This is a genomic window from Stenotrophomonas sp. 85239_Sma (assembly GCF_056481725.1).
The window spans coordinates 3,890,382-3,916,202 of record NZ_CM151163.1 but is presented as its reverse complement, the minus strand read 5'-3'; the positions used below and the strand labels follow the sequence as shown (position 1 = coordinate 3,916,202).

The 25,821-nt window shown below is 65.6% G+C and carries 20 protein-coding genes; 13 read left to right on the top strand and 7 right to left on the bottom strand.

Going from position 1 to position 25,821, the window contains the following annotated elements; all coding sequences use genetic code 11:
- The first annotated feature begins 264 nt into the window (after positions 1-264).
- From ACYKG1_RS18155 to ACYKG1_RS18130, 6 genes are all read left to right on the top strand, one after another.
- The gene (locus ACYKG1_RS18155; RefSeq protein ID WP_478471059.1) at positions 265-1,551 is read left to right on the top strand and encodes a sugar MFS transporter; all 1,287 of its coding nucleotides are present in this window, start codon (positions 265-267) and stop codon (positions 1,549-1,551) included.
- Positions 1,552-1,590: 39 nt separating this feature from the next.
- Positions 1,591-2,658: a LacI family DNA-binding transcriptional regulator gene (locus tag ACYKG1_RS18150; RefSeq protein ID WP_006391719.1), complete on the top strand. Its 1,068-nt coding sequence runs from the start codon at positions 1,591-1,593 to the stop codon at positions 2,656-2,658.
- Positions 2,659-2,665: 7 nt separating this feature from the next.
- Positions 2,666-3,694, top strand: coding sequence for an SIS domain-containing protein (locus ACYKG1_RS18145; RefSeq protein WP_154353345.1), 1,029 nt, complete (start codon positions 2,666-2,668; stop codon positions 3,692-3,694).
- A complete protein-coding gene (nagA, locus tag ACYKG1_RS18140) occupies positions 3,694-4,842 on the top strand; it encodes an N-acetylglucosamine-6-phosphate deacetylase (protein ID WP_478471058.1) in 1,149 nt (382 codons plus the stop codon). Before ACYKG1_RS18145 ends, nagA begins: the two co-directional genes overlap by 1 nt.
- Entirely contained in the window at positions 4,842-5,909 is a 1,068-nt protein-coding gene (locus ACYKG1_RS18135; RefSeq protein WP_262227730.1) for an acyltransferase family protein, read from the top strand. Before nagA ends, ACYKG1_RS18135 begins: the two co-directional genes overlap by 1 nt.
- 295 nt (positions 5,910-6,204) lie before the next feature.
- On the top strand, positions 6,205-9,231 hold the full coding sequence (locus ACYKG1_RS18130) for an autotransporter family protein (RefSeq protein ID WP_478471057.1): 3,027 nt from the start codon (positions 6,205-6,207) through the stop codon (positions 9,229-9,231).
- Positions 9,232-9,365: 134 nt separating this feature from the next.
- Here the strand turns inward: ACYKG1_RS18130 and ACYKG1_RS18125 are convergent, their stop codons facing one another.
- Entirely contained in the window at positions 9,366-9,644 is a 279-nt protein-coding gene (locus ACYKG1_RS18125) for a hypothetical protein (protein ID WP_478471056.1), read from the bottom strand.
- A gap of 163 nt (positions 9,645-9,807) precedes the next feature.
- On the opposite strand from ACYKG1_RS18125, the gene ACYKG1_RS18120 reads away from it, so the two are divergent.
- The gene (locus tag ACYKG1_RS18120; RefSeq protein ID WP_478471055.1) at positions 9,808-10,842 is read left to right on the top strand and encodes a S41 family peptidase; all 1,035 of its coding nucleotides are present in this window, start codon (positions 9,808-9,810) and stop codon (positions 10,840-10,842) included.
- Between the two features lie 3 nt (positions 10,843-10,845).
- Positions 10,846-11,181, top strand: coding sequence for a hypothetical protein (locus ACYKG1_RS18115; protein WP_478471054.1), 336 nt, complete (start codon positions 10,846-10,848; stop codon positions 11,179-11,181).
- 80 nt (positions 11,182-11,261) lie between these two features.
- Here ACYKG1_RS18115 and ACYKG1_RS18110 read toward each other — a convergent pair whose 3' ends face one another.
- Both ACYKG1_RS18110 and ACYKG1_RS18105 read right to left on the bottom strand, forming a co-directional pair.
- The gene (locus ACYKG1_RS18110; RefSeq protein WP_478471053.1) at positions 11,262-12,746 is read right to left on the bottom strand and encodes an XVIPCD domain-containing protein; all 1,485 of its coding nucleotides are present in this window, start codon (positions 12,744-12,746) and stop codon (positions 11,262-11,264) included.
- On the bottom strand, positions 12,743-13,381 hold the full coding sequence (locus ACYKG1_RS18105) for a hypothetical protein (protein WP_262083666.1): 639 nt from the start codon (positions 13,379-13,381) through the stop codon (positions 12,743-12,745). The genes ACYKG1_RS18110 and ACYKG1_RS18105 overlap by 4 nt, the downstream gene beginning before the upstream one ends.
- A 698-nt stretch (positions 13,382-14,079) precedes the next feature.
- Here ACYKG1_RS18105 and ACYKG1_RS18100 point away from each other — a divergent pair.
- Together ACYKG1_RS18100 and ACYKG1_RS18095 are read left to right on the top strand one after the other, a co-directional pair.
- Positions 14,080-14,514 (top strand): SseB family protein, encoded by a 435-nt coding sequence (locus ACYKG1_RS18100; RefSeq protein ID WP_005411035.1) that lies wholly within the window; start codon positions 14,080-14,082, stop codon positions 14,512-14,514.
- Positions 14,515-14,629: 115 nt separating this feature from the next.
- A complete protein-coding gene (locus ACYKG1_RS18095; protein WP_080347447.1) occupies positions 14,630-15,634 on the top strand; it encodes an RHS repeat-associated core domain-containing protein in 1,005 nt (334 codons plus the stop codon).
- 241 nt (positions 15,635-15,875) lie between these two features.
- On the opposite strand, the gene ACYKG1_RS18090 is transcribed toward ACYKG1_RS18095, so the two are convergent.
- The 3 genes from ACYKG1_RS18090 to ACYKG1_RS18080 all read right to left on the bottom strand — a co-directional run bounded on the left by ACYKG1_RS18090 (position 15,876) and on the right by ACYKG1_RS18080 (position 19,440).
- Positions 15,876-17,096, bottom strand: a complete 1,221-nt coding sequence (locus ACYKG1_RS18090) for a multifunctional CCA addition/repair protein (RefSeq protein WP_478471052.1) — start codon at positions 17,094-17,096, stop codon at positions 15,876-15,878.
- A gap of 55 nt (positions 17,097-17,151) precedes the next feature.
- On the bottom strand, positions 17,152-17,388 hold the full coding sequence (locus ACYKG1_RS18085) for a hypothetical protein (protein ID WP_262227723.1): 237 nt from the start codon (positions 17,386-17,388) through the stop codon (positions 17,152-17,154).
- Between the two features lie 66 nt (positions 17,389-17,454).
- Positions 17,455-19,440, bottom strand: coding sequence for a transglycosylase SLT domain-containing protein (locus ACYKG1_RS18080; protein WP_478471051.1), 1,986 nt, complete (start codon positions 19,438-19,440; stop codon positions 17,455-17,457).
- 151 nt (positions 19,441-19,591) lie between these two features.
- Between ACYKG1_RS18080 and ACYKG1_RS18075 the strand changes: the two genes are divergently transcribed.
- From ACYKG1_RS18075 to ACYKG1_RS18065, 3 genes are all read left to right on the top strand, one after another.
- Positions 19,592-19,999: an ExbD/TolR family protein gene (locus tag ACYKG1_RS18075; RefSeq protein ID WP_478471050.1), complete on the top strand. Its 408-nt coding sequence runs from the start codon at positions 19,592-19,594 to the stop codon at positions 19,997-19,999.
- 104 nt (positions 20,000-20,103) lie between these two features.
- A complete protein-coding gene (locus tag ACYKG1_RS18070; protein ID WP_262227721.1) occupies positions 20,104-20,289 on the top strand; it encodes a hypothetical protein in 186 nt (61 codons plus the stop codon).
- Between the two features lie 322 nt (positions 20,290-20,611).
- Positions 20,612-23,422, top strand: a complete 2,811-nt coding sequence (locus tag ACYKG1_RS18065; protein ID WP_428993188.1) for a TonB-dependent receptor — start codon at positions 20,612-20,614, stop codon at positions 23,420-23,422.
- A 98-nt stretch (positions 23,423-23,520) separates the two neighbouring features.
- Here ACYKG1_RS18065 and fhuE read toward each other — a convergent pair whose 3' ends face one another.
- A complete protein-coding gene (fhuE, locus tag ACYKG1_RS18060; RefSeq protein ID WP_478471049.1) occupies positions 23,521-25,680 on the bottom strand; it encodes a ferric-rhodotorulic acid/ferric-coprogen receptor FhuE in 2,160 nt (719 codons plus the stop codon).
- Between the last annotated feature and the right edge of the window lie 141 nt (positions 25,681-25,821).

Here is a 25,821-nt window from a genome sequence, read left to right as displayed (position 1 = left end):
CGCCGCAACGAATGCGGCAGGCAGTAAACGTTTACATGACGTGAGTGCTGGATTCACACGGGAACCGTTGCCGCATGGGGTTCAAGGGCTATCGCGCATTCAGTGCGGTGCGCGGCAATCGGCTTGCGCAGTGCAGCACGAGGTTGATGGGGGCGTGCACGGAAGTTGACAAACCGCGGTTGTCCATCGAAAGAATGTGACAACGTTGTTCCCAGCCACTCTCCGACGCCGCGTTCTGCGGCCGTCGCCGCAGGAGCCCTCCTGATGTCCGCCGTCCCCGCTGCAAGCGCGCGCCCGAACGTGGCCACCTCCATCGCCATCGTCGGCGTGTTGTTCTTCCTGATCGGCTTCTTCACCTGGCTCAACGGCCCGCTGATCACCTTCGTCAAGCTCGCCTTCGAACTCAGCGAGGTCGGCGCCTTCCTGGTGCTGATGGTGTTCTACCTGTCCTACTTCTTCCTGGCCCTGCCGGCCTCGTGGATCCTGCGCCGCACCGGCATGAAGAAGGGCCTGAGCCTGAGCCTGCTGGTGATGGCCGGTGGTGCCGCGTTGTTCGGTGAGTTCGCCACCCAGCGCTGGTATCCGGGGGCGCTCGGCGGCCTGTTCGTGATCGGCAGCGGCCTGGCGCTGCTGCAGACCGCGATCAACCCCTACATCTCCATCCTCGGCCCGATCGAGACGGCGGCACGCCGCATTGCGCTGATGGGCATCTGCAACAAGATCGCCGGCATGCTGGCGCCGGTGCTGATCGGCACGCTGGTGCTGCACGGCATCGGTGACCTCGATGCGCAGGTGCAGGCGGCAGATGCGGTCACCAAGGCCGCGCTGCTGAACGAGTTTGCCGCCAAGATCCACACCCCGTACCTGGCGATGGCTGCGCTGCTGGTGGTGCTGGCGGTGGCGGTGCTGTTCTCGCCGCTGCCGGAAATCAAGTCGTCCGAAGCCAACGCCACGCCGGCGGCTGCCGGTGCCGCCGAGCGCCGCAGCATCTTCCAGTTCCCGCACCTGTGGCTGGGCGTGCTGTGCCTGTTCGTCTACGTGGGCGTGGAGGTGATGGCCGGTGATGCGATCGGTACCTACGGCCATGGTTTCGACCTGCCGCTGGACCAGACCAAGATGTTCACCTCGCTTACCCTTGGCGCGATGCTGGTCGGCTATGTAGTCGGCCTGCTGTTGATCCCCAAGGTCGTTTCGCAGTCGCGCTACCTGACCATTTCAGCGGTGCTGGGCGTGGTGTTCTGCCTGGGCGCCTGGGCCACCCACGGCTACGTATCGGTGGCCTTCGTGGCCCTGTTGGGCTTCGCCAACGCGATGATGTGGCCGGCGATCTTCCCGCTGGCGATCCGCGGCCTGGGCCGCTTCACCGAGACCGGCTCGGCCTTGCTGGTGATGGGCATCGCCGGTGGCGCGATCATTCCGCAGCTGTTCGCCGTGCTCAAGCAGCACATCGACTTCCAGCTGGTGTTCGTGCTGCTGATGGTGCCGTGCTACCTGTACATCCTGTTCTACTCGGTGATCGGCCATCGCGCCGGCCTGCCGCAGGAGCGCTGATCGGCGATGATGGACGGCAGCCAACCCGAGGGAAAACCCATGCGCAGAGCGACCATCAAGGACGTTGCGGAGAAGGCCAAGGTCTCGCTGAAGACGGTCTCGCGGGTGATCAACAACGAACCCTCGGTGATGCAGGCCACCCGTGCGCGGGTGCTGCGTGCCATCGCCGAGCTCGACTACGAGCCCGATCCGTCCGCGCGCAACCTGCGCAGCGGCACCACCTTCGTGATCGGGCTGGTCTACGACAACCCGAACCCGTACCACATCATCGGCGTGCAGAACGGCGTGCTCGCTGCGTGCCGCGAGACCGGCTTCGGCCTGCAGATCCATCCCTGCGATTCCAGCTCGCCGCTGCTGGCCGATGAACTGGCCGACTGGGTGCAGCGCTCGCGGCTGGCCGGGCTGGTGCTGACCGCGCCGATGTCCGAGCGCCGCGACCTGATCCAGGCGCTGACCGCGCGTGGCATCAAGCTGGTGCGCATCATTGCGGCCACCGAAGACCCGGCCGACGGTGCCTGCGTATTCGTCGACGACCGCGAGGCCGCCTACGAGATCACCGAGCACCTGATCCAGCTGGGGCACCAGCGCATCGGCTTCCTCTGGGGCGGCATCTCGCACCGGTCCTCGGGCGAGCGCTATGCCGGTTACGAAGCCGCGCTGAAGGACTACGGCATGACCGTGGACAAGCACCTGGTGGTGCAGGGCGACTACACCTTCGACGATGGCTTCCGAGGCGCGCGCCGCCTGCTGGCGCTGCGCGAGCCGCCCACCGCCATCTTCGGTTCCAACGACGAAATCGCCGCCGGCGTGCTGGCCGCCGCGAAGTCGGCCGGCATGAACGTGCCGTATGACCTGTCGATTGCCGGTTTCGAGGACAGCCCGTTCTCCCGCCAGTCGTGGCCGCCGCTGACCACCGCCAAGCAGGCCACCGAGGACATCGCCCGCCACGCTGCGCGCCTGCTGATCGCGCAGCTGCGCAGCGATGCCTACGACGATGCGCCGGCACCGCTGCACAACCAGGGCTTCGTGCCGCAGCTGGTGGTGCGCGGTTCGACCGCGCCGATGCGCCCGGCCGGCGCACGCCCCCTTCCTTCCGATCCTGCCTGAGCCTGCCATGTCGCTGTCAGACCCCACGTCCACCCTGATGTTCGCCGAGGCCGCTGAAGCGGCCGACGTGGTCGCGCGCCAGTTCTCGCGCAACCACGCCACCATGGAAACCCTGGCCGCCAGCCTGCGCGCCGCGCCGCCGCCGTTCGTGGTCACCTGCGCACGCGGCAGCTCCGACCATGCCGCCACCTATGGCAAGTACCTGCTGGAGACCCAGCTGGGCCTGGTGGTTGCCTCGGCCTCGCCGTCGGTGGGGTCGGTCTACGCTGCTCCGCTGCAGCTGCGTGGTGCGCTGTTCATCGTCATCTCGCAGTCGGGCAAGAGCCCGGACCTGCTGCGCAATGCGGAAGCTGCCAAGGCCGCCGGTGCGCGCGTGGTCGCGCTGGTCAACGTCGAGGATTCGCCGCTGGCGCAGCTGGCCGATACGGTCATTCCGCTGCATGCCGGTGCCGAGAAGAGCGTGGCGGCCACCAAGAGCTACCTGGCTTCGCTGGCGGCACTGCTGCAGCTGGCCGCGTACTGGAAGCAGGACAGCAGCCTGCGTGCGGCGCTGGATCTGCTGCCGGACGCGATGCGCGAGGCCTGGCAGTGCGACTGGAGTGCGGTGACCGAGGGCCTGGTCGATGCCACCAACCTGTTCGTGCTGGGCCGTGGCCTGGGCCTGGGCGCTGCGCAGGAGGCGGCATTGAAGTTCAAGGAAACGTGCAGCCTGCATGCCGAAGCCTACAGCTCGGCCGAGGTCAAGCATGGCCCGATGGCCCTTGTCGATCGCGGTTTCCCGGTGCTGGCCTTCGCCCAGCCGGACGAGACCGGCGCCGGTACCCGTGCGGTGGTCGAAGAATTTACTTCGCGCGGCGCGCAGGTGTGGATGGCCGGTGCCGGTGGCAACCTGCCGGTGGCTGCCGCGCCGCATCCGCTGTGCGCACCGTTGCTGACCGTGCAGAGCTTCTATCGCGCGATCAATGCGCTGGCGCTGCGCCGTGGCTTCAACCCGGACCTGCCGCCGCACCTGAACAAGGTTACGGAGACGGTGTAATGGCAACGGTCCTGCGCAACGCCCGCATTCTTGCGGGCGATGAGTTCCGCGACGATCTGGCGGTAGTGATCGAGAATGGCCGCATCAGCGCGCTGCTGCCCGATGCAGCGCCGCAGCTGGGCCAGGCGGCCGAGCAGGTCGATCTGGGCGGTGGCTGGCTGCTGCCCGGCTTCATCGACGTGCAGGTCAATGGCGGCGGCGGCGCGCTGTTCAACAACACGCCGGACGTGGCGTCGCTGCGCACCATCGCGCAGGCGCACCGCCGCTTCGGTACCACCGCGATGCTGCCGACGCTGATCAGCGACGACGTGGGCGTGATGCGCGAAGCCATCAGCGCGATGCGCGATGCGATCGAGCAGGGTGTGCCGGGTGTGATCGGTATCCATCTGGAAGGCCCGTACATCGCGCCGACGCGCAAGGGCACGCACGATGCCAGCAAGTTCCGCGTGCCGGACGAAGAGGAGATCGCGCTGGCCGCATCGCTCGACAACGGCGTGACCCTGCTGACCCTGGCGCCCGAACGCGTGCCGCTGGAGACCATCCGTGCGCTGGTCGAGCGCGGTGTGATCGTTGCCGCTGGGCATACCGCAGGCACCTACGAAGAAATCCGTGCCGGCCTGGATGCCGGCGTGCGTGGCTTCACCCATCTGTACAACGCGATGTCGCCGCTGCAGGGCCGTGAGCCCGGCGCGGTGGGCGCTGCGCTGGAAGACCGCGACAGCTGGATCGGCATCATCGTCGATGGCGTGCATGTGCATCCGGCCAGCCTGCGCGTGGCACTGGCGGCCAAGCCGCGCGGCCGCCTGCTGCTGGTGACCGATGCGATGCCGCCGGTCGGTGCGGATGATCCCAGCTACGTGCTGTATGGCGAAACCATCACTGCCATCGATGGCGTGGTGCGCAATGCCGCCGGTTCGCTGGCCGGCTCTGCGCTGGACATGGCCACCGCCGTGCGCAACACCGTGCAGCTGCTCGGCCAGCCGCTGGCCGAAGCCGCACGCATGGCCTCGACCTACCCGGCGCAGTTCCTCAACGTCGACGACCGCCTCGGCCACATCGCCGAGGGCTACCAGGCCGACCTGGTGCTGCTGGATGACGCCTTGCAGGTGCGCGGCACCTGGATTGCCGGACAGTACGAGGCCGCCTGATGAATGGCATGCCGCCGCGCCGCTTGGGCTCGATCGATGCCCTGCGCGGCATCACCGTGGCGGCAATGCTGCTGGTCAACAACCCGGGCGACTGGAGTGCGGTGTTCGCGCCGCTGCGTCATTCGGAATGGCACGGCTGCACGCCTACCGACCTGGTGTTCCCGTTCTTCCTGTTCCTGGTCGGCGTGTCGATGGCGTTCAGCGTGGCACCACGCGCGCTGGATGCGCTGGCACGGCCGGCCTTGGTACGCGGCGTGCTGGAGCGTGCACTGCGCATCCTGCTGGCCGGCGCATTGCTGCACCTGTTGATCTGGTGGGCACTGCACACCCCTCACTTCCGCATCTGGGGCGTGCTGCAGCGGATTGCGGCATGTGCGGCGCTGGTGGGCGTGCTGGCCGTGTATGCCCGCCCGCGCGCACAGGCGGCCGTGCTGGTCACGCTGCTGGTGGGGTATACCGTGCTGCTGCTGGGTATCGGTGATCTGGCGCCATGGACCAACCCGGCCAGCCGCCTGGATACCACGCTGTTCGCACCGTGGATCTACCAGTGGCACGCCGATACCGGGCTCGGTCATGATCCGGAAGGATTGCTGAGCACCTTGGGCGCCCTGGCCAGCACCGTACTCGGCCTGTTGGCCGGTGGCCTGCTGCGCAACGGGCGTCCGGCAGCATTGGCCGGCCTGGGTGTGGCGACTGCTGTGCTGGGCCTGCTGCTGGCTACGGTGCTGCCGCTGAACAAGCAGCTATGGACGCCCAGCTATGTGCTGTGGACCGGTGGCCTGGCCGCGCTGGCGCTGTGGCTGGGGCACGTGCTGATCGACCAGAAGGGCTGGCCGGCGTTGGGCCGGCGCTTCGGGGTCAACGCGATCACCGCGTATCTGGGGGCATCGGTGATGTCGGTGGTGCTGATGGCGACCGGCGCCTGGGGCTGGATCTGGCAGCAGCTGGCCAACGTGATGCCGCAGGCGCTGGAACTGGCGTCGATGCTGCAGGCGCTGGCGTTCGTCGCACTGTGGTGGGGTGTGGCGTGGTGGCTGGACCGGCGGAAGATCTATCTGAAGATCTGATGGCGCGTCATCCATGCATGGCGCGGTTCGGCCTGTACACGGGGCGAACGCGATGGAGGTGGCGCGGTGGAAGTGGAATGTCCGGTAGATGACGCCATGCGCAAATGCTCTCCACTGATTCATGATCGCTGCAAAGATGAACGATTTCAGCCAGGTAGAAGCGAAGTGATGCCCGATCAGGTTCGAATCTGAACTGTGATAAGTGGCACGCAAATTCACCTATCGAAACCGTTCACCACACGTCACACTGCCCGCGCAGTTCTGCAGTTCCTGATCCCCTGTACAGGAGTACTGTATGTCCCGTGCCGTCACGCGCGCTTTCCACCCGCGCCGCCTCACCATTTCCGTGCTGCAGGCCTTGGCCGTCCCGTCTGTCATGCTGCTGGGCTCGAGCGCCGCCTGGGCCGGCTGTGACAATGCCACCCCGGCCGCCGGCCAGACGGTCACCTGCGACGCCAACGCGCCGAATCCGCAGACCGTTCCCGTCACCGCCAATGGCGCGGCCGGCATCACCGTCAACGTCGCCAACGGTGCCCAGTTGCAGCAAAGCGGTGGTGGGTCGGCCATCGCCCTGGTCGGCGCAGGCGGCCACCTGTTGTCAAACCAGGGCGCGATCAGTTCGGCGGGCGGTGTGGCGGTGCAGCTGGGCGGTGGCAGCCGCGTCGAAAATACCGGCAGCATCAGCACCGGCAACAACACTGCCCTGCAGTTCGTTGGCGCAGGCGACAGCGTGCTGGTCAACAGCGGAACGATCAGTGGGCGCAGCGGCGTGCAGTTCGGCGCCGGCAATGATCGCCTGGAGATGCAGGCAGGCAGCATCTCCGGCGGCGTCCTGCAGGGCGATGGCAACGATGTGCTGCTGCTGAGCAATGGCACCATCGACAGCGTCGACCAGGGCAGCGGCGATGACCAGATGACCGTCACTGGCGGCACCGTCACCGGCGTGGTGGCGCAGGGCAGTGGCCGCGATGATTTCGTCATGAGTGGCGGCACGATCGGCGCGCTGCAGCAGGGCGACAATATCGATACGTTCCGCATGAGCGCTGGCCGCATCATCGGCGCGTTCGAGGATGGCGACCAGGCGTGGATGACCGGTGGGCGCATCGGCCGCGTCAACATGAAGCTGGACAAGAACCTGTGGGACCAGTCCGGCGGCACCGTGGACGGCAACGTGGTGACCGGCTTCGATACCGACACCATCATCATCTCGGGTACGGCGTATATCGGCGGCAACATCAGCGTCAGTGGCGGCGCCGACAGCGTGACCATCACCGATGGCACCGTGCGCGGCCAGGTGCTGCTCAGTACCGGTGACGACACCTTCAACTGGAATGGCGGCGGCATCGTCTACGGCGCGATCGACATGGGCCCGGACAACGACGTGGCCAACTTCAGCAACCTCAACCAGGGCAACCTCGGTGCAGTGCCGCTGTTCGACGGTGGCAGCGGCATCGACCAGCTCAACTTCAGCAACGTCAAGACCGAGGGCGTGGGCCGATTCCAGAACTGGGAGACGATCCGCCTGGCCAACAGCACCGAACTGGCCTTCGATGGCGACCTGGTGCTCGGCGACAGCGCATCCGGCACTGGCACGCTGTCCGTAGATGACACCAGCACCGTCTACGCGGGCAGTGGTGGCCACGCCATCCGTCCGCTCAACGGTGGTGCCCTGGTGGAGATGGTCAATGCCGGGCGTATCGACCTGACCGGTACTGGCGCTGGCGATGTGTTCACCGTGCGTGGCAACTATCGCGGTGATGGCGGTGGCCTGTACCTGCGCACCGTGCTGGGTGCGGACGATTCCACCAGCGACCGCCTGGTGATCGATGGCGGTACTGCCACCGGGACCACCGGCATCGGTGTGCTCAATGCTGGCGGCAGCGGCGCGGCCACGCTGGCCGATGGCATCCTGGTGGTGCAGGCCTTGAATGGTGGCCGCACCGCGCCGGGCGCGTTTTCGTTGTTTGCACCGGTCGCGGCCGGTGCCTACGAGTACTTCCTGTTCAAGGGCGGTGTCAGTGCCGGTACCAGCGAGAACTGGTACCTGCGCTCGACGCTGGTGACCGGGCCGACGCCGGCACCCAACGGCGGCGGCAGTGCCACGCCACCGCCATTGACGCCGCCGGTAGCCCCACCGCCGCCGATCACCCCGGCACCGCCGCCGCCGCCCGAAGGCGCCACCGATCCGGACCTGACCGCGGGCGAGACCGCGCCGCCACCGCCGCCGCCGGAACCGGCACCGGTGGCGCCGCCCAGCGATCCGGCAGTGCCGGACGTGCCTGTGGCCGGCGGTGCATTGCCCGGAACCGGGCAACCGCCGACGCCGGGTGCACGTCCGGCCGAAGGCGCAGTGGTACCGCTGTACCGCGTGGAGACCGCCGCTTACGCCGTGGTGCCGCCACTGCTGCGCGAGACTTCGCTGGCCAGTCTCGGCACGTTCCACGAGCGGCAGGGCGAACAACGCCTGCTGTACAACCAGGGCGCATTCCGCACCGCCTGGGGCCGGTTGGTGGGCCAGAGCAGCGAGATCCAATGGAAGGGTGATGCACAGCCGGGTTTCGATGGCGATGTGATGGGCCTGCAGGCCGGTCTGGATGTGTGGGCCGCTGCTTCTGACAACCATCGCAACCAGATCGGCGTGTTCGTCGGCCGCACCCGCGCGCAGGGCAAGACCACCGGCCTGGCATTGGGGTGGGAGAACGTGCAGGTGGGCCAGAACCGCCTGGACGACAAGCACGTGGGCCTGTACTGGACGCTCACCGACAGCAGCGGGGGGTACATCGACGCGGTGGCGATGCAGAGCCGCTACGACGGCCGCGTGCGTTCCTCGCGTGGGCTCGGCTTCGGCCTGAGCGGCGACGGCACCAGTGCGTCGGTGGAAGCGGGAAAGCCGCTGCTGCATTTTGGCCAGTCCGCGTGGTGGCTGGAACCACAGGTGCAGGTGATCTGGCAACGCACCGCCCTGGATGACCGCCGCGATGAAGTTTCGAGCGTGCGCTTCGACAACGACAACGCCTGGACCGGCCGCGTCGGCCTGCGCCTGGCCGGTGATTACCAGTTGGCCGACAACGGCTGGCAGCCGTATTTCAAGCTCAATTACTGGCATGGCCGTTCCGGCGAGGATCGGATCCGCTTCGACGATGACGTGATCGTCAATTCGCAGCGCTCGCGCGCGCTGGAAGCCGGCGTGGGTGTGGTAGGTCGCTTCAATCACACCATCAGCGCTTATGCCGTGGCCGATTACACGCGCGAGCTGGGCAGCGACCGCAACGAGAAGCGCCGCATCATTGAAGGCAACATCGGCCTGCGCGCGGATTGGTGACAACCGCAGGCTTGGGTAGGTGCCGACCTGGGTCGGCACCCACCCCATCACAGCCATGATCCGCTCCGGGTTCCAACCGACGCGCCGATCCGCTCTGGTGGGTGTCGACCTTGGTCGACACGAATCCAGCGGCGTCACGATGCCGCGCGCGCACCCGGCGCCTCCGGCCCACCCGCGTGATCGGCCAGCACCACCACCGCGTGCAGCAGGCCTTCCTCCACCTGCGGCGGGCACTGCGCCGACGCATCCTCCATCTCGCGCGCCGGCTGCGCCGCCAGGAACACACCCCCACAGGCGGATACCGCCGTGAGGCACCGAGTGGCCTCGGCCAGTTCCCGGGCACGCGCCTCGCTGAGGTGCCGTTCGCGCCAGGGCTGGCCATCGGCAGCGTGGCTTTCCGCGATACCACGCAACCGCGCGAAGAATGCGGATGGGCGCCTGCTCGATGGCTTCGGTCAGCGCATCTTCCATGAGCAACGGTAAATCGCCTCCCGCACGGCGCATGCCAAAGCCGGCACACAACGATGGCGGCGAACGCGTATGCTGCGGTACTCATCCACGACGAAGGAACGTCGAATGCCTCTTGATCTCCGCGTGATGGCCGCTGCACTGGGTGTCTTGTTCTGCAGCAGCGCACAGGCCGCCGCCCCGGATGCCATCGACCTGCCGACAGCACAGGCGCAGGCCCAGCTGCTGGACATGCTTGAGAAGGAATCGCTGCACCGCGACCGCGTGGACTGGCCCGCCATCCGTACGCGCCTGAAGGCGGCGCAGAACGATCCGGCCAAGACCCGCGAGCTGCTGCGGGAGGCCACCGGCCGCAGTTCCGGAGGGCATGGTGCCTGGATCAGCGCGAAGCAGCTGCAGGCGAAGGCAGAGCGCCTGGCGCGCGCCAATGGCGCATCGGCGCCAGCCTCGGGCGCAACGACTGCCCCGGCTGAATCACTGGACCCGCGCATCGGTCGGGTGGAGATCGGGGGCTACGGTGTCATGCAGGGCCCTACCGCGCATCAGCAGATGAAGGAACGTGCGCAGCGCTGGCAGGCGATCATCCGTGACCAGGACAGCGGCCTCCGTTGCGGCTGGATCGTTAATCTGCGTGGCAACACCGGCGGCAACATGTGGCCGATGCTGCTGGGCGCGGCGCCGCTGCTGCGGACCACGCCCGGCGCCGAAGAGGACGTAGGTTCCTTCGCCACCGTGGACGGTCCATCGCGCTGGCAGCTGACTACGACCAGCGTGCGCCTCGGCGGGCGCGTGCGGATCGATCTTGGCGGGCCCGGCCATCTGCTGAAGCACCCGGGAGCGCCCGTGGCCGTACTGACCGGGCCGCGCACCGCCAGTTCCGGCGAAGCGACCGTGCTTGCCTTCCGCGGTCGCCCGCAGACGCGCAGTTTTGGCCTGGCCACCTCGGGGCTTTCCACCGCCAACGTGATGCGGCCGCTGGTCGATGGCAGCGCGCTGCTGCTGACCACGAGCGTGATGCAGGACCGCAACGGCCAGGGGGATGGGCTGAAGATCGAACCGGACCAGCGCATCGAAGGTGATGCAGCTACCGTGGCCGCCGCGCAGGCCTGGCTGCTGGCCCAGCCCGCCTGCCAGGCGCGCTGACCCATGATCCTGATCGGCCAACAGGAACGGGTGGTGATCGTCGGCCCCACCGAAGTGCACCACTGCCTGCGCTGCCAGGCGGAAACCGAGTTCGCCCCGCAGCTACGCTACAAGATGGCGCGCATCGACCTGCTGTTTGGCTTCACCTACCAGCGCCGCTACGAACTGGCCTGTACCCGCTGCGAGCACGGCTGGGTGCTCGATACCGAGACCATGGACCAGCAGCTGGGCGGGGTGCCGATCCCGTGGCGGCACCGCTTCGGGCTGCCGCTGATGCTGGTGGTGGTGGCTGGGCTGGCCGCACTGGGCTGGCTGTGGCGGAACCTGTATTCCTCCTAGGGAGAGGGGGGCCGACATAGCCTCAGCAGGCCGTTCCAGTGGGCGCTAGCCTCGGGTGGAGCCAAGCAATTCACGCTGGCCTAGCCCATGCGCATCGCTGTTCGGGTCTGCTCTTGGGTTTGCTCTTGCTGAGCGACCTGATGTGCCTGCGAAATCTGCTCGACCTTGGCGAGCGACTGCTCTACGGGTGTATTGACGGCCTCGCTGACCGCAATCGATGCCCGCAGGTGTGCCGGATTGTCGAGCGCTCCCTGCACGACGAACATGCGAGGGCCTGAACCATCGCTGGGGGTGTTGCCCAAGACAACATGATCGACGCGTTCCAGGCCGCTGCGCTTGGCCGTTGCAAGCAGGCCGGCCGTCACACGCTCACTGGTTTCATCGAAGCTGCGCCCGTGCCTGGCATCCACGGCCGATACACCATCGCGAATCTGCCGGTAGAGCGCATGGTCGGGGTGGGCTTCCGTTCTGGGATCCAGGCCTGCCTTGTCCAAGGTTGATTCGATGCTCTCCTGCAATGAGCTCTTGGGAGCGAAGCCTGGGTTGCTCAGAGAGGGCGAGCCCATTTCGGTTGCCTCTCGGACCAAACGCTCCCCTGGTTTCAATGGGCTTTCTGCGCGCTGCACGGCTTCGGCTTCGCGACGGACGTATGCTCCGGCTTCCTCGGTGCCGCGAAGGTAATTGACCCCGTCGCGCAGGAGTCCAGGGCCACCGCCGACAAGTACGGTCGCTCCCAGGCGTAACTGGTGGATGTCTTTGCGATACTCCACTATCCGGCGCAGGTCCTCCGCATCTGTGATCCGCGCCTCGGGGTCGTCCAGCACGGACTGCACTGGACCCTTGTCGGTCATACGGTCAATGAAGTGAACCATTCGATGGGAATCACCCAACTGGACCGCAACCGCAGCGGACATGACATGGCCGCTTTTCATCCCAAGCGATCCGAGCGAGGCGATGCGCTGGCCCTGCTCGGCATTGCGCAGGACCTCCAGTTCCTTGGGCAGCGCGTACATCTCAACCTTGCCGTAATGAGGGCCGGCCGCACTAACCAGGTCGCCCGCCATCACATGGTTGGTGAAGGGCGCCGCATTGGCCGGCTGGCCTTCAGGCAGGCGATACGCCAACCCGGCAGCGCCGTAGGGATTGAAGGCGTCGCCCGGGAGGTTGTAGTGGTGGGCAGTGATCTGCGCGAGTGCGCCGCCTAGGGAATGTCCAGTGACGTACACCGGACCATATCCGTTTTCCTCAGCTTGCTTGATTGCGCGTTTGGTCAGTACGAGGGCATCATCAATCTGTGCGTTGACTCTGGCGCTGACCATCGCTGCGTCGACGCCGCCATCAAGTATGGCCTGGCGATCAAACTCGGTGCCTCGATGGGCGATGATGATCTCGTTGGTCTTGATGTTCCGGTACACAACGCCTTGATAGCCGCTGGCTGCATCACGTCGCCCTAGAACTTCGAAGTCTTCACCATCAACGCGCAGCGATTCCTTATCACCTGGAGCTGGATGTGACGGTGGGGAGTAGGCTGCATTGGCCAGGGCTGCATTGGTTAGAGGTCTCATGGGACGAATCCTTTCGAAGGAGACGATATCTCTATGGGAAAGTACTTCTGCTTCTCGATATCAGACAATCTGTCGTAGCCATACTGGGACTGCGTTCGCACCCACCCCGGCGTCGAACTCGCTGTTTGCAGGGTCATTTGACTGTCTGCGTACGAAATCGACGTGAGTAGTTTCTTCAGTTCGAGATGGTGGACGGCAACTGATATGAAGCCTTCGTGTCCCTCGGAAATGACTGGGAATGAAGCTCGAATGATGCTGGGTTTCCATTCGCATGGCCCGCGCCCGTAATAGTCAGCGACTGCCATGCCGTCCTCGAACACGGTGCTGCTGAACTCGGTTGCACTGACACGTTGTACTGGGAACTCTACAGACTGCCGTTGGGGGGCGTACTGCACACCCTCGTAGTTGTTGATCGGCGGGAGGCAGAGCGGATCTATCTCGTAGGAGACGAAAACCTTCGGGAGAGCGAGCTCCACAGGTGCATCGTGGACCCGAATCACAATCGGTAGCGCATCCTTGGGTGCCGGATTCTCGCGATAGACCGGGTATGAGCGTTCCTTGTTGCATCCAGAAACGGCCAGTGTGATCAAGGCGATCAACACAACGTGAGTGAGAGGGGGGGAGGGTTTCAGCATGAGAGGTCCGTGTCGCTGATTGAGGTACTACGGGGGGTCGCCTCTTCAGGGTTACTGCGGGGCACGGTTCTCTGCGCGTGAGGATACCGGCAGGATTGCCCTGATCCTTGATCGGCTGGACAGGAGGGATGGCCGAGGAAGACGGCGCGATGTACCGCGTTACGGGGCACATGCGACAGGTTGCGCCGCTCGTGCTGCCAGCTTCCTTGGCCTCCATCCATGCATGCCTGTGGCGCGAGGCCTTGCGAGGTAGCGTTCATCGGCGTTCCATTGCTCTACGTCATCCGACTATACGACCCGCTCCAACCGTGCTCAAAGCTCCTGGTCATGCCAGTCTCAACGTCCTTCCAGGATTGAGTGGAGCGGCGCCGGCACACGGTCACAAGCGAATTGGACACATTGACCATTTCGTCAGACTGTCGAAGCAGGTCTTAACAATTCCACCGTCGAACGGTTCAGGTGGGGTAGCAGGGTTCGTCGCATCTGCGGCCGGCCGTATCCTGCCCGCCATGCTTTCCTTCCAAGGCTATCAAGACTTCCGCACGGCCCCGAATCCCTATGGCGGGGCCCAGGCCGGTGAGCGCTGGGCGCTTTGGTACATCGGCCACTGAAGCCCCGCGAGTCCCTGCCGATGCGCTGCCGTGCCTCACCCCCGGCCTGCTAAAGTTGCAGCCTGCAATCACGTACCGGAACCGACCATGGACCACGACACCCCGTTCGAACCCCTCAACGACCTCGAGGTGCGCCTGCTGCAGGCCCAGGACGGCACGCTGACCGCATCGCAGTTCCTCGACGGGCTGCTGACCTCGACGGCGTTCGTGCTGCTGGACAAGGCTATTGGCGAAGACGGCGCCTGGGACGAGAGCATCTCGCCGCTGGTGCTGACCAGCGAGAGCGGCGAGCCGATGTTCGCGGTGTTCACCGCCCCCGAGCGCGCGGGCCTGTGGCACGAGCAGCTGCCGCAGTTCGCGCATGCCATGCCGATCGCGGTGCACGCGCTGCTGGCCGGTATCGGCGATGGCGTCGGCCTGGTGCTGAACCCGGGCCTGGACGTGGGCATGGAGATGATTCCCGATGCCGTGGCCCAGCTGAAGCAGCGTGCGGCAGCGATCACACGTGGCATGGCGCATTGAGATTGATGGCATAGAAATCGAACCGTCCTCTTCGTTCCTTGCTGCTAGGCATTGATATGCCATTCGATTTGGGAATGTAAGAGCAAGAGCATTGGTGAAGAGCTTAAGAGCGAACATGCTGTTCAAGGAGAGAGTAGCTATGCGGTCGATAGGTGTTGGTCTAGTTTTCGCTGTTTTCTCTGTAATCTATGCTTTTGAATCCAAGGCGGAAACGGTTACATATATTCATACTGATGCTCTGGGGTCAGTAGTTGCCGAGTCAGATGAGACTGGCCGGGTGACAAAGCGCTATAGCTATGAGCCGTACGGAGCGCAGATTGGAACTGGTATTGAAGATGGAGTGGGTTACGCCGGGCACGTGAGTGATTCGGCGACTGGGCTGAGCTACATGCAGCAGCGCTATTACGATCCAGGCTTGGGGCGTTTCTTGTCAGTGGATCCAGTCACAATGTACGGGAATGGTGATGGGAGACATTTCAATGCCTATGCATATGGATTCAACTCACCCTACACATTCAAAGATCCTGATGGCCGTTGTCCAATCTGCCCAGCCCTGTTTGGAGGCGCCGGTGGCATGGCGGTTGACTATGGGATTCAGAAGTATATGAATCCCGGAAAGCCAATCAACAAGACAGAGCTGGCAATTGCCGGCGTTGCTGGAGTTGTAACTGGTGGTACCGGCGGCCTGGTGGTTGGAGCCCTGGCGAGAGGGACGATTTCGATCGGTCAGGTCGTAGCAATTCAAGCGACGGTGGGTGCCGCGACTGGTGTTGCGGGTACGGCTGCACAGGGCGCAATCGAAGGAACACCAGTGACAAGCGCTCAACTGGGCTTATCGGCTGTCGGCGGGAGTGTTGGCAGTTTGGCGGGCAGCGGAATTGGAAAACTTGCTGGAGACTTTTCGCAGGCGTCTACTCAAGGGGCAGTGAGTAATATGATGAAGGCGCCAGTGAGTTCACCTGCTGGCATCGGTGCACATATTGCAGAGGCGACTGCGAGCGCCGGCGCAATTGGAGCAAAGCAAGGGGCGGTACAGGGTGCATTGTCTAATGCGGGCCAACGCGGTGCTGATGCCGCAGTTGGAACTGGACAGAAAATCGCTGAGGACAGGTTGAAGTGATGAGATTTTTTAATCGATCTCTCCTTGTGTACGAGCTTGGGCTTCTAGTCGTATTCATACTGCTCGCATTCTTCATCACCCGGTTCAATCCGGTGGAGACGCTCCGGTTGGGTGGATGGCTGTTCCTCTTGATGCAACCCATCTTGTTGGGTGCTCATGCTGTCGACCATTTTTCGCGCAAGCGCCGTCGATAGACGGGAGATGTGAAGGTGCCGGCCAGCGGCCGGCACTACCCGGTGCTTCAGCGGGCAGCGGCGATGGCTTTCACCCGCGCCTTGGCCAGCGCTTCGCCGATGGCCGGGCCCTTCAGATGCGTGGTATCCAGGTCCCGCGCCTGCACTGACAGTGCCGCCTGGTGCAGCCGCTTGAGCGTCTCGCCCTGTGGGTAAGCGGCGTCCTCGAAGCCGAGCCGGCCGCGTTTGTCGGCCTCGCAGCACAGTGCGATACGAGCCACGCGTTCTGGCCGGCGCAGTGCATCACAGCGGCCCAGCAGTTCCAGCACGGTGGCATCGCGCAGTTCGTCGATGCGGTGCACGTTCAAGTGTTCGCGGCAGACCGCTTCTGCCAGCTGCTGGTGCTCGGTGGGAATCTTCAACCGCGCGCACAGTGCCTTCAGTGGCTTGATGCCGCGCTGCTCGTGCATGATGTGGCGCGGCCATTCCTCCGGCGGGGTCAGGCCCTTGCCGAGATCGTGGGTGAGGGCAGCGAAGCCGACCAGGTCATCGCCCGGCGCCAGCCTCGCGGCCATGTCGCTGACCATCTCCTGGTGAATCCCGGTGTCGACTTCCGGGTGGAATTCGGCACGCTGCGGCACGCCATACAGCGCTTCCAGCTCGGGCAGGATCGGGCCCAGTGCCTGCGCATCGTGCAGCGTGCGCAGAAAGGCGGAGGGCCGTTCACTGACCAGCGCCTTGCGCAGTTCCTGCCAGACGCGTTCCGGCACCAGCGCATCCAGTTCGCCACTGGCGGCGACTTCGCGCATCAGCGCCATGGTCTCCTCGGCGACGGTGAAGCCCAGTGGCGCGAAGCGCGCCATGAAGCGCGCCGCGCGCAGCACGCGCAGTGGATCTTCCACGAACGCAGGGCCGACGTGGCGCAACACGCGCTGCTCGATATCGCGCACACCGCCATAGGGATCGACCAGCGTGCCGGTGTCTTCGTCACAGGCAATTGCGTTGATGGTGAAGTCGCGGCGCTGCAGGTCTTCTTCCAGCGTCACCGCCGGATCGGCATCGACCACGAAGCCGCGATAGCCACGGCCGGATTTGCGCTCGGTGCGCGCCAGCGCGTATTCCTCGCCGGTCTTCGGATGCAGGAACACCGGGAAATCGCGGCCGACGGCGGCGTAGCCCTGCGCTTCCATCTGCGCGGGCGTGGCGCCGACCACCACCCAGTCACGGTCGCCGGCAGGGCGCTGCAGCAGGCGGTCGCGCACGGCGCCGCCGACAAGATAGATCTTCATGGGGGGATGATCGCATGCCCGGCGCCGATGTACCGGCACTACCGATGCAGCGGCATCACGGCGAACCGCGCCACTCCGGCACGAACAGGCCGGCCACGAACCACAGGCCGTAGACGATCCACAGACAGAGGAAGTAGAGCTTGATCTGCGCTTCGTCCCACAGGCTGCCCCAGCTGTCGACGAAGGCCAACGACTTCCAGCCTTCCATCCAGGCCGCGCCACCCCAGCGCAGCACCCAGGTGGTGAACAGGCTCCAAGCGGCGAATATGCCGATCCAGGCCAGCAGGCTCATTGTTTCCCTCCCCAGGGAAAGGATATCGGGTCGTGCCGGCCAGCGGCCGGCACGACCGTGCTGCGATCAATCGCCGCCCTGGTCGGCGTTGGCCGCGCAGCTGAAGCTCTTGCGCTTGTCCACCAGGCGACCCATCAGGCGGTCGCTCAGCGGCAGCGCATCGCCGTTGAGGCGCCAGTCGTAGATCACGCTGAACGCCAGCACGCGCGCCACGTACTCGCGGGTTTCCTTGTAGCTGATGGTTTCGATCCACAGGTCCGGATCAAAGCCCGGGCGCTGGCTCTGCCAGCGCGCGGTGGGCGTGGGACCGGCGTTGTAGGCAGCGATGGTCACGTACGGCAGGCCGTCGTACTTGTTCATCAGCTGGCGCAGGTAGGCGGTGCCGATGGCGATGTTGGTATCCGGGTCATACAGGCTGTCGGCACCGCCGTAGCCGGTCAGGCCGATCGACTTGGCCACGCCGGCACCGGTGGCCGGCAGCACCTGCATCAGGCCCATGGCATTGGCGGGCGAGCGCGCACGCGGGGTGAAAGTGCTCTCGGCGCGGATCTCCGCCGCCACCCAGGCCGGATCGATCGCGTTGCGTGCCGACTCGCGGCGGATGGTGGCGTCGTGGTGCAGCGGGAAGCGCAGGTCGTAGAGACGCTGCTCCTGCGGCTGCTTGCCGAGCGCGAACACGGCGCGGTCGAACCAGCCGTTGTCCTGCGCCACGCGCACGGCGAGGCGGCGCTGGGTGTCATCGAAACGCGACAGCGCGCTGTTCCATTCGGCCACGGCCCAGCCGGCGCGATCGATCTGGTAAAGCGCCATCGCGCGCTGGATGGCCGGGTCACGCGCGATCACCGCCTGCGCCTGCGCGCTGTCGTTCGGCTTCCACGGGCACAGCGTGTAGCCCTGCTGCAGCTTGTCGGCGGCGAGGAAGCCGTGGAAGGTCGGTGCGCGCGCCGCCTCGCGGAACAGCGGCTGCGCCTGTTGGGCCTGGCCGGTCTTCTCCAGCATGCGGCCTTCGAAGTAGCGCCAGCGCGGATCGCTGCGCTGCTTGCTGCCCATCTTGCGGATTGCGGTCAGCGCCGCCGGCCAATCGCCGCGCGACATTGCCTCGCGCACGCGCCACTCGTGCAGGCGTTCGTCATACGCCGATTCTGGCACCGCGTTGAGGCGGCGCGCCGAATCGGGCAGGTAGGAGGCCACCGTCCACAGCGCGATCTGGTACAGCACCTGGCCCTGCTGCTCGGCACTCAGGCCGAGGGCCTGGGCGTACTGCGGCAGCTGCTGTTCGGTGGCGCCGGGGTCGGCCTTGGCCAGCTTGGCCAGGCCATCGGTGGCAATGCGCCGGCTGCGCTCGTTGCGCGGCCAGTTCAACGCGCTGGCATTGGGTTTGTCGACAAAGGCAGCGTAAGTGTTCGCCAATGCGAGGTCGGTGGCAGGGAGGCCTCGTGCGGCACTGCGCATGACCGCCGGCTGCTGGGCGTCGGCGGCGGCGTCGATGCGTTCCCAACGCAGGGCGTCGCTCAGACCACCCTGTGCCTGCAGCACGGCGAAAACCGCATCACAGCCGTCCGGCAGCGACTTGCCGTTCTTGCGCCACAGGTCCTGCGCTTCACTGATCCATTGCGGATCGACCTTGCCGGTCACCTGGCGCGCGGTCAGCTGCGCACAGCGCAGGCCGGTGTTGTCGGTAGGCGCCCAGTTGGCGAGCAGGGTCGGCCAGTCCTGGCGGCGTGCGACCGAGGGCAGCCACACGCTGCGGAAGGTGGTGGCCACAGCCTGGCCGTCGTAACGCTTGAGGAAGGCCTGGGCCTGCGCGGTATCGACGGTGTCGATGTTGCGGCGCAGGTTGGCGTACTCCAGCCAGCCGTAAGCCGGATGGCGGCTGAGCGCAGCGGCCGGGCCGGGATCGAACTGGCCGCGTTCGGCGGCCGCGATCGCGGCCTTGAGCTGCGCGTTCTGGGCGTCGAGGGACTGGGCATTGGCGTAGCCGATCAGCAGCGTGGTGGCCAAGGGCAGCAGGGACAGGGCGGTCGAAGAGCGTCGGGTCATGGCGGGCAGCATAGCGGGCAATGGCTGAATTCAGTTTCGCATTGCGTGCACGCCGGGCGTCGGCAACGACAGCTGAATGAACCCGCGCAGGCCACTGCCGCAGGTGATGGCAGGCGTCGTAACGTCGGCCTTGGGCGAACGGCCCGGCTGCAGGGAGCGGCACATGGCGTTCAGTAGCGCAGGAAGAAGCGGCCCGCTGGCGGACATCAATGTCACGCCACTGGTGGATGTGATGCTGGTGCTGTTGATCATCTTCATCGTGACCGCGCCGATCGTGGCCCGGCCGATTGCCGTGCAGTTGCCACAGTCCACCGATCGCACGATCGATCGCCCCGAACCACCGCCGCCGATCGAGCTGCGCCTGGATGCGTCGAACCAGCTGAGCTGGGATGGCCAGCCGATGGCCATCGACGATCTGCAGGCGCGCCTGCAGGCGCAGGCCGGCGAGCATGCCGGCAACCTGCCGGAGCTGCGCATCGCCACCGATCCGTCAGCCGAGTACGAAGGCATGGCGCGGATCCTGGCCGCCGCCGAGGCCACTGGCATGGAGCGCATCGCCTTCGTGCAGTGAGTTTCATGCGGTGAATCCCGCAACGGGCGGCCTGCTGTCGGCGGGCCGCTCTTCCTGTCAGGGAACGTGGCATGCGATACGGGACACAGCGCGCGACCTCACTGATGGCCACCCCCAATCTGGCACCGCTGGTGGATGTGTTGCTGGTGCTGCTGGCGCTGGTGATCACCACGTTGCCGATGGCCCAGGCGACCGGCCTGCTGGCGTTCCAGCAGCGCACCTCGTGCCCACCCTGGCCGGCGTCCTCGCCCGCGCCGATCGACCTGCGCATCGACGCGCCAGGCAATTAGCGGCGGCGCTGGCAAGACCGCTTGATGGGCTGTGGCGGATCTCGGCGCAGGCTGTCGCAGTCGGCATCAAGATAAAGAGTGGTGAACAGTATCGTCCGGTTCTAAGACGCCCTCATGTGACGTAAATGGCCGTCAATTGCGTCAAAACTACGTGAAATAGTGTCGATCATCACGCCGTGATTTTTACCGCTTGTTTACAAAGGAGACGCTGCCGCCATGCAGGGGGGAGCGCGGCAGTCCATGTCCCGACATTCCTTTGGAGAGAGAGCGAATGAATCACCTGCACCACCGCCCGTTGGCGGTTGCCGTCACGCTGTGCGTGATGGCCCTGGCACCCTTGGGTGCCGCTGCACAATCCACCACCAACCTCGACGCGGTGGAAGTCACCGGTACCCGCATCAAGCGCGCTGAAGTCGAGGGCCAGGTCCCGATCCAGACGCTGACCCGCGGCGATATCGAACGCACCGGCCTGAACTCGATCAGCGAGGTGCTGCAGCAGCTCACCGGCTCCGGTTCGGCGCTCAATGCCAAGTTCAATTCGTCCGGCAACTTCGGCTTCCCGCCGGATGGCAGCGGCGTGGGTGCCGGTTCGGCGCAGGTCGACCTGCGCCACCTCGGTGCCAAGCGCGTGCTGGTACTGGTCGATGGCATCCGCTGGGTCAACGAGTCGTCGGCATCGGGCGTGGGTGCGGCCACCGACCTCAACACCATTCCGCTGGCCATCGTCGAACGCATCGAGGTGCTGGAGGATGGCGCATCGTCGCTGTATGGCTCCGACGCCATCGCCGGCGTGGTCAACATCATCACCCGCCGCGACTTCGATGGCGGCCAGGTGACCCTGAACTACGGCGAGTACAGCAAGGGCGACGGCACGCAGAAGGGCGTGGACCTGGCGTGGGGCAAGAGTGGCGATCGCTACAGCCTGTTCCTCGGTGCCAGCTGGACCAAGCAGGACCCGGTGTTCGCCCGCGACCGCGAGCAGTCGCGCTTCCCGATCCCGGGCACCGGCCTGGCCTTCGGCAGCGGCGGCATTCCGCAGGGCCGCTTCGCCTTCGTCGACCCCAACACCGGTGCGGAACAGGACATCGTGCCCAACACCGGAGTGAACAGCCCGCGCTACGACGGCAGCGCCGGCTGCAACCGCACCGACGATTACCACTGCTTCACCAGCGCCGATCGCTTCAACTTCGCCGAATACAACATGGTGCTGACCCCGTCCGAGCGTAAGGGCCTGTTCGGCCAGTTCCGCTTCGACATCACCGACAACGTGCAGTGGTACATCAAGGCGCTGGGCAACCGCCGCGAGTCGACCAACCAGGCCGGCCCCGAGCCGCTGTTCTTCGGCCCGGACGGTGCCACCGGCAACCCGCTGGCCGACAACATCGTGGTCTCGCGCCTGAACCCGTACAACCCGTTCGGCTTCGATCTGGTGTCCTCGGGCAACATGAGCCTGATCGGCCGCCGACCGGTGGAGGGCGGCGCGCGCGTGTTCAAGCAGGAGGTCAACACGACGTACGTGGCCACCGGCCTGGTCGGCAACTTCCAGGCCGCCGACCGCAGCTGGTACTGGGACGTCAACGGCATGTACAGCAAGAACAAGGCCGAACAGACCAACTACGGCAGCTACAACATCTACAACGTCAACATGGCGCTGGGTGATCCGGCGGTGTGTGCGGCAACGCCGGGCTGCGTGCCGCTGAACATCTTCGGCGGTGTCGGCTCGATCACCCCGGACATGCTGAAGTGGATCCAGCCGGTGGTGCGCGACCGCAGCCAGAACGAGCTGAGCCTGTTCACCGCCAACCTGTCCAGCGACCTGTTCACCCTGCCGGCCGGCCCGGTGTCGTTCGCCAGCGGCTATGAGTACCGCAAGTACAAGGGCTGGTACCAGCCTGATCCGCTGACGGTGATCGGCCACTACAACGGTGTGCCGTCGCAGCCGACGTCCGGTTCGTATGACGTCAACGAAGCGTACCTGGAGCTGAGCGTCCCGATCTTCGCCGACTCGGCGCTTGGCAAGAAGCTGGACCTGAGCCTGGCTGGGCGCTACTCGGACTACTCCACCTTCGGTGGCGAGTTCACTCCCAAGTACGGCCTGCGCTGGCAGGTGACCGACGACTTCGTGCTGCGCACGACCTATGCCGAAGGCTTCCGTGCGCCGTCGATCGGCGAACTGTACGGCTCGGCCGCGCGCGCCGACCTGCAGCTGTTCGACCCGTGCTCGGTGGGCCTGGGCGGTACGCCGCCGCGTGGCAGCGCCGCCAACTGTGCCGCGCTGGGCGTGCCGGCCGGCTTCCAGCAGGCCAATTCGCAGATCTCGGTGACCACCGGCGGCAACCGCGAGCTGGAACCGGAGCGCTCGCGCAGCTTCAGCACCGGCTTCGTGTGGAGCCCGTGGTTCGGCAACAACGCATCGTGGTCGGAGCGCTTCGACGTGGAAGTGACCTTCTATCGCCATGCCATCGATGGCGCGATCCAGGCGATCAACGCGCAGACCCAGCTGGACCTGTGCGTGGACACGCTCGACCCGGTGTACTGCGATGGCATCACCCGCGCCAGCACCGGTGCGGTCAGCAGCTTCAACAACCGCCTGACCAACCTGGGCTCGATCAAGACCGACGGCTGGGACGTGGACCTGTTCTGGACGCTGCCGCAGAGCTCCATCGGCCAGTTCAAGCTGGCCTGGAAGAACACCTTCGTCGGCCGTTACGAAGCCACCGGCGCGGCCGGGCAGAAGCAGCCGCAGAAGCCGGGCGTGGAAGTGGCTGACAGTTCGATTCCGGAATGGACCAGCAATGCCAGCATCGGCTGGACGCTGGACCGCTGGAGTGCGAACTGGACGGTGCGGCACATCTCTGAACTGACCGAGGACTGCGGCGATGCCGTGGCGTTCCCGGTGTGCAGCAACCAGGCCGCCGGCACCAACACGCTCTCGGCCACCACCTTCCACGACATGCAGGTGGGCTACAAGATCGACTGGATGAAGGGGCTGCAGCTGACTGCGGGCCTGAACAACGTGTTCGACAAGGATCCGCCGATCTGCCTGTCGTGCTCGTTGAACGGCTACGACGCTTCGACCTACGACATCCCGCGTGGCCGCTACTGGTACCTGCGCGCGGACCTGCGGTTCTGATGTGAGAGCGGCGCCGGGTTAATCCCGGCGCCGCGTTGTGGCGTAGAGCCGAGCTCACGCTCGGCTACAGGTGCGAGGCGATCATGCCCCGCGCCTGATCAGAACGACCAGGTGAACGTCAGTGAGCCATTGCGGCCATCGCCGTACGCACCGTAGCCGTTGATCTGCGAGTAGTACTTCTTGTCCAGCAGGTTGTTGAGGTTGGCCTGCACGCTGAACTCCGGCGAGATGCGGTAGCGCACGAAGGCACTGACCAGTGCGTAGCCGCTCTGCTCGATGCGGCCATAGGCCGGTACCGGGTAGTAAATGCGGTTCTGCCAGTTCGCACCGCCACCGACGGTCAGCTCCTGCAGCGACTGCGGGGTATAGCTGGTGAACAGCTTCAACGCGGTCTGTGGCAGGTTGGTGTTGATGTCGGCGTCGTTGATGTCCTTGGCCACATAACGCGAAGCACCAAAGGTCGCGTTCCAGCCGGGTTCCAGCTCGCCGTTCACTTCGAACTCGAAGCCACGGCTGACGGTGCCGCGCGCAGCGCGATAGGCGAATTCGTTCTGGCTGCCCTGCACCGGTTCACCGGTGGCCTGGCCGACGTTGTCCTGTTCGATGCGGAACACGGCCAGCGAGGCATTCAGGCGGTTATCGAACCAGGCGCCCTTGACGCCCACTTCGTAGCTCTTGCCGTCGACTGGGTCGAGGTAGCTGCCGTTGCGGTCCTTCAGTGTCTGCGGCTGGAAGATCTCGGTGTAGCTGGCATAGGTGGAGTACGTACCGTTGATGTCGAACACCAGTCCGGCGTAGGGCGTGGTGACCTTGTGCGCGCGGTCGGCGCCTTCGCCCTCGCTTTTCCAGTCGGTGTAGCGGGCGCCGATGATCAGCTTCAGCGGGTCGGCCAGTGACAGGCGTGCGGCCGCGTAGCCGGCCTTCTGGGTGATGGTGCCCTCGCTGGCCAGTGCCAGCGGGTTCCAGTTCGGTTCGCTGATGTTGCCCGTCCAGTTCAGATAGCTGGCGAACGGGTCCCACGTCTGGCCCGCGCCTCCGACCTGGTAGTCGCCGTAGTTGGCATACTCGCGCTTGTTGTAGCTCAGGCCGGCCATGAACTGGTGCTCACGGCCGAACAGCTGGAACGGACCGTCAACGTAGCCGTCAACGCCGGTGACCTTGCGCTCGGTGTTGTAGAAGCCCGCGGATGGCGAGATGCCTGTGCCGGTGCTCTTGTCGAAATTCGACGCGCCCGTGGTCCAGTCGTTGTAGGCCGGGTAGAACAGCTTGTCGTCGGCCTTCGTCTCATCGTGCGTGGCACCCACCTTGAACTTCCAGCCGTTGCTGAAGGCGTGCTGCAGGGTGGCGAACGCACGCTTGCTGGTGGTGTCCCAGTAGGTCCAGTTCGGGCTGGCGTTGAACGATTCGTCGTAGCCCGTGCGCGAGCCATCGGAGTACAGCATCGGGAAGCCGCCCCAGGTCGCGCCATTGGCGCGCTTCTGTTGGTAGTCGTAACCCACGCTCAACTGCGTGTCCGGGGTCAGGTCGGCGTCGATGACGGCATAGCCCAGCGTCTTGCGCTGGTTGTAGCGGTCCATCTGGCCATCGGTGTCCAGGTAGCTGCCGATCACGCGGCCTCGCACCGTGCCACTGGCGTTCAGTGCGCTGCCCACGTCCACCGTGGTGCGGGTGCGGCCCCAGCTGCCGACGTTCACCGAGACGCTGCCGGCCAGCTCGGCGCTGTCGGCGTGCTTGCGGATCAGGTTCACCGACGCCGAGGGATTGCCGGCACCGCTGAGCAGGCCGGTGGCACCGCGCACCACTTCCACGCGGTCGTACAGGGCCAGGTCGAGGCCGGAATCGCCGTAGCTCCAGTTCTGCACCATCTGCGTCGGCAGGCCATCGAACTGGTAGGCATCGATGTAGAACCCGCGCGCGTAGAACTCGGTGCGCTCGCTGTCGGACTGGGTGCTGGTCACGCCGGTGGTGTTGGCCAGCACGTCGATGATGTCGTCCAGGTTCTGATCTTCGATGCGCTGGTGGCTGATGATGCTGACCGACTGCGGGATCTCGCGCGGTGCAAGGTCGAAGCGGGTACCGGCCGAAGTGCGGCGCACCGAATAGCCTTCGGCGCGTTCGCCCTTCACCACCACCTTGTCGAGGGTGGTCGGGTCGGCGGCGGTGTCGGCGAAGGCGGCCGGAGCCACGGCGCAGAGTACGGCAAGCACGGCAACGGACAGCCGTTGGGGCTGCGGAATACGGAAGGCGGAACGGGTCATGGGGGTCCTGGACGAGCACGCGCGCTCGGCCGGCATCCAGAAGGCGAGGCGCTACGGGTGGGAAACGGGCGGGCAGGCCGTCCTGGCACCACCGGAAACGAAAGAAATGGTAATACGAACTATTCCTATTTACAAATCATG